The organism is Schaalia sp. HMT-172, assembly GCF_030644365.1.
Taxonomy (GTDB): Bacteria; Actinomycetota; Actinomycetes; order Actinomycetales; family Actinomycetaceae; genus Pauljensenia.
Genome location: NZ_CP130058.1, coordinates 2,159,777 through 2,172,427, shown reverse-complemented (window position 1 = coordinate 2,172,427; position 12,651 = coordinate 2,159,777). Strand labels below are relative to the sequence as shown.

At 67.7% G+C, this 12,651-nt stretch carries 10 protein-coding genes; 7 read left to right on the top strand and 3 right to left on the bottom strand.

The window, feature by feature from the left end:
• Nucleotides 1-345 precede the first annotated feature (345 nt).
• From QU663_RS09075 to QU663_RS09060, 4 genes are all read left to right on the top strand, one after another.
• Complete coding sequence (locus QU663_RS09075; protein ID WP_051267791.1) at nt 346-1,008, top strand: YbjN domain-containing protein; 663 nt, start codon at nt 346-348, stop codon at nt 1,006-1,008.
• 124 nt (nt 1,009-1,132) lie between these two features.
• Nucleotides 1,133-3,745: an ATP-dependent chaperone ClpB gene (gene clpB / locus QU663_RS09070; RefSeq protein WP_021612766.1), complete on the top strand. Its 2,613-nt coding sequence runs from the start codon at nt 1,133-1,135 to the stop codon at nt 3,743-3,745.
• A 75-nt stretch (nt 3,746-3,820) separates the two neighbouring features.
• Nucleotides 3,821-4,603: a TetR/AcrR family transcriptional regulator gene (locus tag QU663_RS09065; RefSeq protein ID WP_034482383.1), complete on the top strand. Its 783-nt coding sequence runs from the start codon at nt 3,821-3,823 to the stop codon at nt 4,601-4,603.
• Complete coding sequence (locus tag QU663_RS09060; protein WP_021612768.1) at nt 4,600-5,403, top strand: serine hydrolase; 804 nt, start codon at nt 4,600-4,602, stop codon at nt 5,401-5,403. Before QU663_RS09065 ends, QU663_RS09060 begins: the two co-directional genes overlap by 4 nt.
• Before the next feature lie 78 nt (nt 5,404-5,481).
• Here the strand turns inward: QU663_RS09060 and QU663_RS09055 are convergent, their stop codons facing one another.
• A complete protein-coding gene (locus tag QU663_RS09055) occupies nt 5,482-6,297 on the bottom strand; it encodes an exodeoxyribonuclease III (RefSeq protein ID WP_021612769.1) in 816 nt (271 codons plus the stop codon).
• Nucleotides 6,298-6,436: 139 nt separating this feature from the next.
• On the opposite strand from QU663_RS09055, the gene QU663_RS09050 reads away from it, so the two are divergent.
• Nucleotides 6,437-9,400: a choice-of-anchor M domain-containing protein gene (locus tag QU663_RS09050; protein ID WP_304990557.1), complete on the top strand. Its 2,964-nt coding sequence runs from the start codon at nt 6,437-6,439 to the stop codon at nt 9,398-9,400.
• Nucleotides 9,401-9,488: 88 nt separating this feature from the next.
• Nucleotides 9,489-10,277 carry an SDR family oxidoreductase gene (locus QU663_RS09045; RefSeq protein ID WP_021611858.1) on the top strand — a complete coding sequence of 263 codons (789 nt, stop codon included), beginning with the start codon at nt 9,489-9,491 and terminating at the stop codon, nt 10,275-10,277.
• A 78-nt stretch (nt 10,278-10,355) separates the two neighbouring features.
• Here QU663_RS09045 and pyrE read toward each other — a convergent pair whose 3' ends face one another.
• Nucleotides 10,356-10,925, bottom strand: coding sequence for an orotate phosphoribosyltransferase (gene pyrE, locus QU663_RS09040; RefSeq protein WP_021611859.1), 570 nt, complete (start codon nt 10,923-10,925; stop codon nt 10,356-10,358).
• Between the two features lie 23 nt (nt 10,926-10,948).
• Nucleotides 10,949-11,758 (bottom strand): HAD-IIA family hydrolase, encoded by an 810-nt coding sequence (locus QU663_RS09035; protein WP_370465163.1) that lies wholly within the window; start codon nt 11,756-11,758, stop codon nt 10,949-10,951.
• 10 nt (nt 11,759-11,768) lie between these two features.
• On the opposite strand from QU663_RS09035, the gene QU663_RS09030 reads away from it, so the two are divergent.
• Complete coding sequence (locus tag QU663_RS09030; RefSeq protein ID WP_034481309.1) at nt 11,769-12,512, top strand: TrmH family RNA methyltransferase; 744 nt, start codon at nt 11,769-11,771, stop codon at nt 12,510-12,512.
• The last annotated feature ends 139 nt before the right edge of the window (nt 12,513-12,651 follow it).

Sequence of the window (12,651 nt, the reverse complement as noted above, 5' to 3'; positions counted from 1 at the left end):
AAGTGACACGTCGTGCAAGAGCAGTGCGCAAATGTGATGCAGTAGACAGATATTTCTGTTGCGTCAATCTCCCCCCCGGGTGAGCTGCGACGATGGTTGCTCGGAGCGTGTGCGCGCCGTGGCCGCGGGGCCTGCGAGGCCCCGTGGCCATTGGTATTTCGCGGATTCTGCGCTACTGTGAGGGTGTAGTGATACACACGCTGATGACACGACGTGGTGAGCGAGGAAGGAGGCCGATGGGTGTGTGCAGATCCAGCAGACACGGGAGCGGCCGACGCGCTCACGCCCCCGAAGTATCGACGCAGTGGCGCGTCATGAACGATGGATATGAGTAGGGGAAGCATCATGAGCTGGCTATGGCGGGCGGATGCCGACGGCGGAACCGACGGCGAGGAAGCGTCGCGCCGCGCCGAATCGGCGGACGATATCCGCTCTGATATGGGACAATGGAAAGGTAGTAGCGCAACGTCGGCGGAAGGAATCGCCACGGGTAACTCGGAGTTTGAGGCCAATCGTTTCGATATGGTCCGGCCTATCACGCAGGAGCGACTGGGGCTCCTCTTCGATTCTGAGGGCTGGGCTTGGCGTATCGATAACGATGGAGACCTGTGCGGGCTGTGGGAGGGGCATCTGTTCTGCTTCCGCTTCCTCGGCGATTCTCGCGAGGTGCTTTCGATCGTCGCGTTCATGAAGCAGCTCGTTCCTCTTGAGTACGGGGATGACCTGCGCGACTTCCTGCAGGCGTGGCACGGGGAGTTCTTGTGGCCCAAGGCCTACGTGGCGGAGCAGCTTGAGGGTGATCGTGTCGTCGCCGAGGTGAATGGCGACTACGAGTACGGTGCGACGGATGCGCAGCTGGTGCAGCAGGTCATGTGCGCGTTGGCGACGACGCTCCAGCTGTTCCGTGCGCTCGAGGAGCGCTACGGGGTTGAGGATTCGGATAGTTCTGGTCCGGCGGATGGACATCAGCGCGGCTTCGGCGGTCCCGCCTGGCTTCCCGAGGACTGAGCTGCGGCCTCGTTCATAAATTTTAAGTTGAGTGGAATAGACTCAACTTTGGATTCGTTGTGTTCACCAGAGGCGCCGAGAACGGTCGGCGCGACACGTATGAACCATTTGGAGGAACGATCTCATGGCACGTGAGATGACAACGAAGGCGCAGGAAGCCGTCGCTTCCGCGCTCCAGTCCGCCTCGGCGGCTGGAAACCCGCAGGTCGAACCCATCCACCTGCTGCAGGCCCTCATCGAGCAGCGCGAAGGCATCGCCCTGTCCCTGCTCGAGGCCGTGGGCGCGGACGCACGCGCGATCGGCGCGCGCACCCGCAACGCCCTCGTGGCCCTGCCGAGCACCCAGGGTGCGTCCGCCGGCTCCGCCCAGGCCTCGCGAGCACTGCTCGCCGCCGTCCAGGAGGCCGACCGCCTCGCGGAGCAGTCGGGCGACCAGTACGTCTCGACTGAGCACCTGCTCATCGCGCTGGCCGCCTCGGATACTGAGGCGGGGCGCATCCTGACTCAGGGAGGGGCCACGGCCGACGCGCTGAGCGCCGCCCTGGCCCAACTGCGACCCGAGCCGATCACCTCGGCGGACCCCGAAGGCTCTTTCGAGGCCCTGTCGAAGTACGGCCGCGACCTGACCGAGGTCGCACGCGAAGGAAAGCTCGACCCTGTCATTGGACGCGACAACGAGATCCGCCGCGTCGTCCAGGTCCTGTCCCGGCGCACGAAGAATAACCCGGTCCTCATCGGCGAGCCCGGCGTCGGCAAGACTGCCGTCGTCGAAGGCCTGGCCCAGCGCATCGTCGCCGGTGACGTCCCCGAGTCCCTGCGCGACAAGCGCCTGATCTCGCTGGACGTCTCCTCGATGGTCGCGGGAGCCAAGTATCGCGGCGAGTTCGAAGAGCGCCTGAAGGCCGTCCTCGCTGAGATCGCTCGCTCGGACGGGCAGATCATTACCTTCATCGACGAGCTGCACACGGTTGTCGGTGCGGGCGGCGGCTCCGAGGGTGCGATGGACGCGGGCAACATGCTCAAGCCCATGCTCGCCCGTGGTGAGCTGCGCATGGTGGGTGCCACCACGCTCGACGAGTACCGCGAGAACATCGAGAAGGATCCGGCGCTCGAGCGCCGCTTCCAGCAGGTCTTCGTCGGTGAGCCCTCCGTCGAGGACACGGTCGCGATCCTGCGCGGCATCGCTCCGAAGTACGAGGCCCACCACAAGGTGACGATCTCGGACGGTGCGCTCGTGGCCGCCGCGACCCTGTCGAATCGCTACATCACGGGGCGTCAGCTGCCGGACAAGGCGATCGACCTGATCGACGAGGCCGCCTCGCGTCTGCGTATGGAGCTCGACTCCTCCCCGGTGGAAATCGACGAGCTGCGCCGCAGCGTGGACCGCCTGCGCATGGAGGAGTCCTACCTGACCGAGTCCGACCCGGAGAGCCTCGACGAGGCGACCCAGGATCGCCTGAGTAAGCTGCGAGCAGACCTGGCGGACCGTGAGGAGCAGCTGCGCGCCCTCACCGCGCGCTGGGAGGCCGAGAAGGCCGGCCATAACCGCGTGGGTGACCTGCGTGTCCAGCTCGACACGCTGCGCACTCAGCTCGAACTCGCCGTGCGCGAGGGGCGCTGGGAGGAGGCCGGTCGGCTGCAGAACGGCGAGATTCCCGCCGTCGAGCGCCAGATCGCCGAGGCGGAAGCGCAGGCGGAGGCCCAGGATGCTCGCAGTGACGAAGAGCCCATGATCGCGGAGAAGGTTGGTCCGGCCGAGATTGCCGAGGTCATCGAGGCGTGGACGGGAATTCCCACGGGTAAACTCTTGCAAACCGAGACGGACAAGCTCCTCCACATGGAGGCCGAGCTGGGCAAGCGCCTGATCGGGCAGAAGGACGCCGTGCGCGCCGTGTCGGACGCCGTTCGGCGTTCCCGCGCGGGGCTGTCGGATCCGAATCGCCCAACTGGTTCCTTCCTGTTCCTGGGGCCCACCGGCGTGGGTAAGACCGAGCTGGCTAAGTCACTCGCGGAGTTCCTCTTCGATGACGAGCGTGCCATGGTGCGTATCGACATGTCCGAGTACTCCGAGAAGCACTCGGTCGCCCGCTTGGTGGGTGCCCCTCCGGGGTATGTCGGCTATGAGCAGGGCGGACAGCTGACCGAGGCTGTGCGTCGTCGGCCGTATTCCGTGGTCCTCCTGGACGAAGTGGAGAAAGCTGACCCTGAGATTTTCGACATTCTTCTCCAGGTTCTCGATGACGGGCGTCTCACCGACGGGCAGGGGCGCACGGTTGACTTCCGGAATACGATCCTGATCCTCACGTCGAACCTGGGATCCCAGTTCCTGTCGGATCCCGATTTGACAGCAGAGGGTAAGAAGGAAGCCGTGATGTCTGTCGTGCGTGCGAGTTTCCGGCCTGAATTCCTCAATAGGTTGGATGAGACTGTCATGTTTGACGCTTTGTCCCGCGAAAATCTTGGCGAGATCGTTGACCTTCTGGTTGCATCGCTCCAGGCGCGGCTGCGTGATCGAAGGATTAACTTGACAGTGAGTGAACCTGCTCGCGGTTGGCTAGCCCGAACGGGCTACGATCCCGCTTTTGGCGCGCGTCCGCTTCGCCGCTTGATTCAGCGCGAAATCGGCGATCGGCTGGCTGTGTTGCTGCTTGGTGGCGACGTGCAGGACGGTCAGAATGTGACAGTTGACATTAATGGATCGTTCGACGGGCTTGTCATGAATGTTGATAAACCCTGAGATTTCGCGCTACACTGAATACCAGTGTGTATTTCGGACTAGCGGTATGTGACGTCCGCAACAGCAGGAGATGATATGACAACCCAGAGGAAGGCCCGTGGAGCCTATTCCGTAGGACAGGCGACGCGTGAATCCATCCTCTCGGCAGCGATGGTTCTCATTGCCGAGCGAGGCTACAACGGCTTCTCTCTGCGCGACCTCGGCCGTCGAGTCGGTATTTCGCACCCCGCCGTCGTCTATCACTTCCCCTCCAAGGAAGCGATCCTGCGCAGCGCGATCCAGCGTCACGAAGAGATGAACGCGCTCTTCGACGTCACCATTAATGACGAGGCGGAGGGCGGCTTCGACGAGGGCGGCATCACCGCTGGGTCCTTCGTCGATTGGGCGGTCGGCGAGATGCGCTTCGCTATGAAGCCCGGCGCCGACGCGGCCATCGCTCTGGACTGCGTCCTGTGGGCTGAGTCCTCCTCGGAGGCGCACCCCGCTCACGCGCACTACAAGTACCGCACGCAGCAGATGGAGGAAGCTCTGACCGTCATGATTCAGAACTTCGTCGACGAGGAGGGTGCCGACATCGGCACCACGCCTCGCACGCTGGCGAAGATTCTGATTCGTTACTGGTACGGCTCCGTCGTGTCGGCTCGTTACAACGACGAGCCCATCGACGCTCGCGAGTTCGTCGCGGACTTCCTGGCCGTGTGTGTGCAGCTCCTGCACCTGCCCGCCCACTACGTCCTCCAGCTCGGGGCCTCGGTTCCCGAGGAGGTTGCCGAAGTCTACGCGCGCACGCTGCGCAAGATCAGCGAAAAGACCACGGCGGCCGCGGAAGCTGCGCCCGCCCCGGAGGCCACCGCGTGATCGGCCCCCTGCCGTCCTTCGATGTCGCCCTCGTCCTTCGTGTCGGGGGCGACGTTGTCTATTCGCACGGCGACGTCGATCGCGTCTTTCCGCTCGCCTCGGTGACCAAGGCGATCGTCGCGTGGTCTGCGCTCGTCGCCGTCGATCGGGGGCTCGTGGGCCTGGATGATCCGGCGGGCCCCGAGGGGTCGACGGTTCGTCACCTGCTCGCCCATGCCTCGGGACTGCCCTTCGAGGGGCGACGCCCCGTCGCGGCGCCGGGCAAGCGCCGCATCTATTCCAACCAGGGCTTCGACGTCCTGGGCGAGGTCCTGGCCGGGGCGACCGGCATGGACGTCGCGCAGTGGGTGCGGCGCAGCGTCTTCGAGCCCCTCGGCATGGTGTCGGCTGATATTCCGGGCAGCCCCGCGTACGCGGGTGTCGCGTCGGCGACAGACGTGAGCCTCTTCGGCGCCGAGCTCGCGCGCCCGACGCTGGTGAGCGCGCCGCTGGCAGCCCTCGCCGCACTGTCGCAGTTTCCTGCGCTCGCCGGAGTTACGCCCGGCTACGGGCGCTTCACCCCCTGCCCGTGGGGCCTCGGCGTGGAGATTCGCGGCGAGAAGTCGCCGCACTGGACCGCCCCCGATGCCTCCCCTCGTACCATCGGGCACTTCGGCCAGTCCGGTTCCTTCGTGTGGGCGGACCGCGACCTTCGGGCCGCCGCTGCCTTCGTCGGCGCGGAGCCTTTCGGGGCGTGGCATCGCGACAACTGGTCGGCCCTCAACTCGAAGCTGTTGCGCCTCGCGCGCGAGCGAGCCTGAGCGCGAGGGAACGAGGCCTGGGCGCGCACCCGGGCCTCGGTTCCTGTTGGCGACCGTGTCCCGGCCTGGTCGCTTCTCTCAGTCGACGTTGACGATGACGGGCACGTGGTCGGAGGCGCCCTTGCCCTTGCGCTCGTCGCGGTCGATCTGCGCGCCGCTCACGCGCGCCGCCAGCGCGGGCGAGCAGTAGACGAAGTCGATGCGCATCCCCTGGTTCTTCGGGAAGCGCAGCTTCTGGTAGTCCCAGTAGGTGTAGTTCGTGACGCGGTCTCGCGTGACCTCGACCCATCCGTCCGCGGCGAAGGCGGCGAAGGCCTCGCGCTCGGGGGCCGAGACGTGGGTGGAGCCCTCGAAGACGCTCATGTCCCACACGTCCTCGTCCAGGGGCGCGACGTTCCAGTCGCCGACCAGGGCGATGCGGGCTGTGGGGTCCTTGAGCCAACCGCGCCCTTGTTCGGCGAGGTTGGCGAGCCACTGGAGCTTGTAGGCGTAGTGCGCGTGGGTGAGCTCGCGCCCGTTGGGCACGTACAGGCTCCAGATCGTCACCGACGAGGCCTGCCCGTCCTGGGAGGGGAAGGTGTCGGTCGTGTCGATGGTGACGCCGAGCGCGCGCGCCTCGACGACCGGGGGCTCGCCGAAGGCGGGCTGGGTGGGGAAGTGATCCTGAATCTCCAGGATCGGCAGGCGCGAGGCCACGGCGACGCCGTTCCACTGGTTGAGGCCGTGGATGGCGACGTGGTAGCCGGCCTGCTCGAAGGCTTCGATGGGGAACTGGTCGGGGCGGCACTTAATTTCCTGCATGGCCAGCACGTCTGTGCCTGAGCGCTCAAGAAAGGCGATGACGCGGTCGACGCGCGTGCGGATGGAGTTGACGTTCCAGGTCGCGAATCTCATGGGTTTGAGCCTATCGGCGGGTCGGGGGAGTGGCTGCGTGAAACACGCGTGAAACATGCGCGATGGGTGTGAGTTGTGCGAGGCTTTATTTAGAGTGATAATGATTCTCACCTGCAACATAGCTAGAAAAGGCACCCGAATGTCATACCTGCGACGCATCAGTACAGCGGCGCTCGCTCTCTTCCTGGCCCTGACCCCCGCCGCTGCGTGGGCCGGACCCGACCAGGACAAGGAATGGATCGTTACCGGCCAGCACGTCGATGCACCCATCCCCGTCTGGCACGACGACACCAACAGCTTCTCGCTCAACACCATCAACATGCCGATGGAGAAGACCGCCCTGTGGATCCCGAAGGCATGGACCGGCACCGGCGAAAAGGACGAGGCCAAGTCGCAGCTCGTCATCCCGGCCAAGCGCCCCGACCTGGCGTTCCTGGGTGCCGAGGGCACCGTCCTGAACGCCGCGCCCCAGAACCCCGGCCCCGGCAACACGCCCATCTGGGCTGGCCTCGGCGCCGGCGAGATCGGCGACACTGACAAGTTCGAGGGCGAGACCTACACCCTCGACCTCATCAGCGTTGACGGCCCGGGCCGCATGGAGATGTTCATCGACAACGGAGACAGCGTCAACCGCTTCCTCTCCAGCCATGACACCGCCTACCGCAGCGTCTACAACCCACGTCACACCCACCTGTACACGACCTTCACGCAGCCGGGTCGCTACGTCGCGAACTACAAGATGACCGCTCGCAGCGCCGACGGCACCGCTATCTACTCCTCACCGATCACCCCGCTGGTCTGGCAGGTCGGCGGCGCGAACCCCGCCGACGGCACCATCAAGGACATCGTCTCGTCCTACAACGCGGCACGAGCCGAGCGCACCGACGGCAACGCCGCCACACCCATGCTCACCCTGTCCCACCACGCTGAGCGTGAACACCCCGGCGACAACTACCTCACTGACATCACGCTCGACACGGGCGTCGCCACCGATAGCGGGCGCGCATGGATCACCGTCAACGGCTACTTCCTGACCGAGGCCGTGGTTGAGGGCGGTCGCGTCACCGTCTCCGAGCTGCTCGGCGCGGACGCGGCGGCTGTCCAGGCGATCTACATCCCCGGCGACTCCACCTCCGCCCGCTGGATCTCCCAACCCGCCCAGTACTCTCAAAAGGACACCGAGCCAGTGACGGTTGGCGGAGGCGACACGATCCTCGGCCCCTCCAACCCGGATCCCGCGCCCGTGTGGAACCCCGACCGCCTGCCCGTGGCCTCGCGCCGCGTCGACGTCTCCTACGACCTCGTTCCCGGTACGACCGACCAGTACACGGCCACCGTGCGCGCGGCAGACCCGACTCTGCGCGCCACCTACAAGATCGAATTCCTCGAGTCCAAGTACGACTTCAGCCCCTGGTGCTCCATGGAGGGCACACTCGGAGCGGGCGGCGTGGATACGAAGCCGCAGGACCTCGGCGTGTGCCAGTCCGACCCCATGTACGTGCGCATCACCCTGCGCCCCCACCCGCTGTCCGACGCCATCATGACCGTCGCCGACGCCTCCGATGTCACCGTCGGAGAGCACGTCGGCCTCACCGCCACGCTCAACCTGCGCGACGGAGTCGCCGCCCCCGAGGATCCTGAACCGGCGCCCACGCCCACTCCAGACCCCAGCCCCTCGCCCGGTCACGGGAACGGGGAAGCCCCGGCCCCGGCCTCGTCCCTGCTCTCCGACCCCGTCGAGATCGCGCGAGGCCACCTGGACGTGCGCCTGACCCAGGCGGCCGGTGAGAACGGAACCACCTACGGGCTCGCCGTCAAGGACGACTCCCTGACGGCCGCGCGAACCTCCGTGCTGCGTACCCTTGAATCGACCACCCTGGCGGTCGCCCCCAACGCGCGCTTCGTGCGCCCGGCCTCCCTGTCGGACGCGAGCTACGACGTGCTCGGGCCGGTGGGTGCGGCCACCTACGTGCTACCCGAGACGCAGAACAGCGACATCGTGTGGCCCGGCCTGTCCACCGAGGGCATCGACTACGCGGCCCTGCCCGAGGGCGCCGACCTGACCCTGCACCTCGCGCAGGCCCCCGTCGGCGCGCGCGTCGCCTTCTTCCAGGGCGGCACCTTTGGTGCAGGCGCGAAGGTCCACTTCGACTCCACCAAGGGTGACGGCGTCGTCCACACGACCGAGTCCACTCATATGCATGGCAACTGGGTGTTTTCCGCGCCCGGCACCTACCGCATCGAGGTGGGCGCCCGCAGCGGCGAGCGCGTCCTGGCCGAGCCGCAGGGCTTCACAGTGATCGTGCGCGGCGGACACCACGAGCAGCCCGCGCCCGCCCCGGGCGACGAGCCAGTGCCGACCCCCTCGCCCGGGCCCGCCCCCACGCCCGACCCCGAGCCCACCCCGGCGCCCGTTCCGACGGTTGACCCGGTGCCTGCACCCGCGCCGAGCACTGATCCGGCGCCCGCGCCGAGCGCTAACCCGGTGCCCGCGCCGGGCGACGAGCCTGTGCCGACCCCCTCGCCCGGGCCCGACCCCGAGCCCACCCCGGCGCCCGTTCCGACGGTTGATCCGGCGCCTGCACCCGCGCCGAGCGCTAACCCTGCACCCGCACCGAGCGCTAACCCCGCACCCGCGCCGAGCGCTAACCCTGCACCCGCACCGAGCGCTAACCCTGCACCCGCACCGAGCGCCCCACAGGGCAAGGCCCTGAGCAGGATCGCCCCCACGGGCGCGTCGGGTACGACGGGCGGCGGCGCCCTCCGCTCGGCGGGAGGGACCGCGACGACGTCCGGCTCCGGCTCCGCGCCGGCAGCGTCGTCGGCAGGTACCACGGTGAGCGCCCCCAAGGCCGCGCCGGCGGCCACGCCCAGCCCCTCTGCGGCTGCGGGCAGCGGCGCCCAAAGCGGTGAGACCCCCCAGAGCGCCGCACCCGAGGCCACCACCTACGGCTCGAACGACGCGGCTGCCGCGGCGCTGCCAGTCGCCACATCGGCCGAGTCCAGCCGATCGGGAGGATGGAGCCCCTACTGGCTGCTTCTCCTCATCATCCCGGCCGCGCTCGCCGGAGGCGGAGCCGGATTCCTGATTCGAACCCGTTGACACGATGAGCCGGGGCGCACTCGCGAGACACCGCGTGAGAGCGCCCCGGCTTCGTGCTGCCCGGACCACGCGGCGCTACACTTCCTCCATGGGAACAGCGCTGGTCACCGGAGCGACCTCCGGCATTGGTGAAGAATTCTGTTGGCAGCTGGCCGCCGCGGGCCACGACCTGGTCCTCGTTGCGCGCCGCGAGGACGCCCTGCGCGCCTTCGCAGACTCGCTCGCAAACGTCGCCGGCGTGCGCGCCGAGGTCATCGCCGCCGACCTGTCGACCGACGAGGGGTGTGCGCGCGTCGCCGCCCGCCTCGACGTGGGAGGCCCCGCCGACCGCGACAAGCCGGACCTGGCACCCGTTGACCTCCTCGTCAACAACGCCGGATTCGGGCTGGGGACCGCGTTCCTGGACAACAGCCTCGACAACGAAATGAACGGCCTGAACGTCATGGTCCGAGCCGTCATGACCCTCGCCCACCACGCGGGGATCTCGATGCGATCGCGCGGGCGCGGCGCCATCCTCAACGTCGGCTCCGTCGCCTCGCGCACCGGCGCGGGCACCTACTCCGCCCACAAGGCCTGGGTCGTCGCCTTCACCGAAGGCCTCGCCGCCGAGCTGACAGGCTCCGGCATCACCGCCACCGTCGTGTGCCCCGGCCCCGTCGACACGCCCTTCTTCGAGCGCGCCGGCGTCGACATGCGCGCCACGCCCTCCTGGCTCATGGCCAGCCCCGAGCAGGTCGTCACGGAGGCCCTCGACGCCGTGCGCGCGGGCCGCGTCCAGGTCACACCCACCATCCCCTACAAGGTCGCCATGGGCGCCATGAAGATCGCCCCACGCTGGGTGACCGCGCGCGCCATGCGCGCCGTCCCCCACATGTGAGGGCGCACAAGCACAAACGAGGCCGGGGCCAGGTTCGCGCAGAACCCAGCCCCGGCCTCGTCAATGCGGAGTCGACAATCAGGCCAGGCCGATATCCTCCAGGCCCAGCGCGTAGAAGTACGGGAAGCCCTCGGCCTCGATGCGCTCCTTCGCGCCCGTCGCGCGGTCGACGATCACAGCGACGGCCACCACGTTCGCGCCGGCGTCGCGCAGGGCGAGCGCCGCCTCCAGCGGGGAACCGCCGGTCGTGGACGTGTCCTCCAGGACGACGACGTTCTTGCCCACGACGTCCGGGCCCTCGATGCGGCGCTTCATGCCGTGATCCTTCGCCGCCTTACGCACGACGAAGGCGTCCAGGTCCAGGCCTCGCGAGGCGGCGGCGTGCAGCATCGCGGTGGCCACCGGGTCCGCGCCCATCGTCAGGCCGCCCACGGCCACGTACTCCTCGCCGACCGAGAAGCCGGACTCCTCCAGGAGATCCAGCATGACGTGGCCAATGAGGGGAGCCGCCTCGTGGTGCAGCGTCGAGCGGCGCATGTCGACGTAGAAGTCGGACTCGCGCCCCGAGGCCAGGGTGACCTTCTCGTGGATGACGGACAGCTCCTGGACGAGCGCCGCCAGGCGCGCCTTGTGGGAATCGTTGGTCATGGGGATGCCTTTCCGTGTGGGGGTCAGTGGGCCGCCTCGACGAGCTCAACGAGATCGCCGATGCCCTCGTGGATACCGAAGGGGCGGAACGGGTAGTTGCAGACGTCCTCGCGGGCCGTGGAGCCCGACAGGACCAGGTGCGTGCGCAGGCCCGCCTCGACGCCGGCGCGCACGTCGGTATCCATGCGGTCGCCGACCATCGCGGCCCGCTCCGAGTGGGCGCCGATCTTGTTCAGGCCAGCGCGGATCATGACCGGGTTCGGCTTGCCCACGAAGTAGGGCTGCTTGCCGGTGGCCGCCGTGATCATCGCGGCGATCGCGCCGCACGCGGGCAGGGTTCCCTCGTCGGAGGGGCCCGAGACGTCGGGGTTCGTCGCGATGAACTTCGCGCCGCCCTCAATGAGGCGAATCGCGTGGGTCAGGGCGTGAAAATCGTAGTAGCGAACCTCGCCGAGCACCACGAACTCCGGGTCCGTTTCCGTCATGACATACCCGGCGGCGTGGATCGCGGTGGTCAGGCCGGCCTCGCCGATGACGTAGGCGGTCGAGCCGGGGGACTGCTGCTGGAGGAACGCGGCCGTGGCGTTCGCGGAGGTCCAGATGTTCTCTTCGGGGATGTCCAGGCCCGAGTTCGCCAGGCGCGCGGACAGGTCGCGGTTGGTGAACACCGAATTGTTGGTGAGGACCAGGAAAGGGATGTTGTTGGCGCGCAGGGCTGCCAGGAATTCATTCGCGCCGGGCAGAGCGCGGTTTTCCTTGACCAGGACGCCGTCCATGTCGGAGAGCCACGCGCTCACCGGCGGCAATTCGCTCAATGCTGTTTCTTCGTTCATCAGCGGATTCATGCCACCATTCTACGTTCCCGCTAGGGTGGGATTCGTGAACGACTTCGAAAATGGGTGTGACATCGCGCGTCGGGACGCCCCCGTCGGCGCAGCGTCGGCGGACGAGGCCGTGACCTCCTCCCGCGGGCAGGTGGGGGTCGGGCCGTGGCCCGGAGGCGAGGCCGCCTGGCCGGTGGGGGAGCGCTACGACCCCGAGCTCCTGCGGATGGGGGACCATCGCAACGTCGAAGACCGGTACCGCTATTGGACGATGGAGGCGATCCGCGCGGACGTTGCCGCGCACGCCCTCCCCTTCGAGGTCGCCGTGGAGAACCTGGATCACGACTTCAATATCGGCTCGATCGTGCGCACTGCGAACGCGCTGGGTGCTCGGCGCGTGCACGTGGTAGGGCGCAAGCGCTGGAATCGGCGCGGCGCCATGGTCACCGACCGCTACCTGCCGGTGGATCATCGCGCCCAGGTGAGCGAGCTCGTCGAGCACTGTGCGCGCGAGGGACTGGCCCTCGTCGGCGTCGATAACGTCGAGGGGTCTGTCGCGCTCGAGGGTGTGGTGCTGCCCAGGCGCGCGTGCCTGGTCTTCGGTTCCGAGGCCTCGGGCCTGAGCGAGGAGATGCTCGCCGCCTGCGAGGTCATCGTGGCGATCACTCAACGGGGGTCGACGCGCTCCATGAACGTCGGTCATGCCGCCGCCATCGTCATGTGGGCGCACGCCTCGCGCCTTAGTGCCCCCTCCAGCACCTGAACCCGCCACCGCACAGGGCGCCCAACCCGCGACGAGTGCCCAGGCCTCGTCGCGGCTCAGACCCGAGAGGAAACGCGCCGAATACCCCGGACTTGCGAAACGCCTACCACATGCGACCGTGGGAAGAAAAGACCCTGTC

Excerpts from the sequence above, each read along its gene's own strand:
- QU663_RS09075 (WP_051267791.1), top strand. The coding sequence starts at position 346 with ATGAGCTGGCTATGGCGGGCGGATGCCGACGGCGGAACCGACGGCGAG.
- clpB (WP_021612766.1), top strand. The coding sequence starts at position 1,133 with ATGGCACGTGAGATGACAACGAAGGCGCAGGAAGCCGTCGCTTCCGCG.
- QU663_RS09065 (WP_034482383.1), top strand. The coding sequence starts at position 3,821 with ATGACAACCCAGAGGAAGGCCCGTGGAGCCTATTCCGTAGGACAGGCG.
- QU663_RS09055 (WP_021612769.1), bottom strand. The coding sequence starts at position 6,297 with ATGAGATTCGCGACCTGGAACGTCAACTCCATCCGCACGCGCGTCGAC.
- QU663_RS09050 (WP_304990557.1), top strand. The coding sequence starts at position 6,437 with ATGTCATACCTGCGACGCATCAGTACAGCGGCGCTCGCTCTCTTCCTG.
- QU663_RS09045 (WP_021611858.1), top strand. The coding sequence starts at position 9,489 with ATGGGAACAGCGCTGGTCACCGGAGCGACCTCCGGCATTGGTGAAGAA.
- pyrE (WP_021611859.1), bottom strand. The coding sequence starts at position 10,925 with ATGACCAACGATTCCCACAAGGCGCGCCTGGCGGCGCTCGTCCAGGAG.
- QU663_RS09035 (WP_370465163.1), bottom strand. The coding sequence starts at position 11,758 with ATGAACGAAGAAACAGCATTGAGCGAATTGCCGCCGGTGAGCGCGTGG.
- QU663_RS09030 (WP_034481309.1), top strand. The coding sequence starts at position 11,769 with ATGCCACCATTCTACGTTCCCGCTAGGGTGGGATTCGTGAACGACTTC.